At 42.4% G+C, this 559-nt stretch carries 1 protein-coding gene; it reads left to right on the forward strand.

Annotated features, from left to right (window positions below):
• The coding region (locus R8N49_RS29445) for a response regulator (protein WP_318190737.1) at window positions 1-559 on the forward strand (559 nt) is incomplete at both ends.

Raw genomic sequence — 559 nt, forward strand, 5'->3', positions numbered from 1 at the left:
TTGAGGTCATCAATCTTTGTAAGCAAATGCATTTTGATTTGGTGATTTGTGACTACAACTTTCAAACCCAGCTCAATGGCTTTCAGTTGTTAGAAGAGTTAAAGCACGCGCAAATTCTGCCTGCACATACAACTTTCGTTTTTTTGACCGGAGAAAATGATCACAAGATCGTACGTTCAATAGTGGACTGCGACCCTGATGACTACTTGCTAAAACCGTTTAATCACACCTTTTTTCGCAACCGACTGCTGTCAGCCATGAAACGCAGAAGCGTGCTACTACCGATTTACGAAAAACTGCGTGAGATGGACTTTGAAGGCGTGATTGAAGCCACTGATACCCTTCTTCCCTTTCATCCCGAATATTCAAAACTGATCAGACGTTACCGTGCGCATGCAATGGTGCAAAACAAACAGTTTTCTAGCGCCCGTAGCGAATACGAAAAGCTACTCAAAGAAGACAATTTTGACTGGATTAAAACTGCACTCGCCAACACGCTAATCGAGACCGATGACTTAGAAAAAGCACAAGAAGTTCTGGAAAGCTTGAGCAGTAAAAA

The sequence above is a fragment of the Vibrio sp. 1978 genome, from assembly GCF_033344345.1.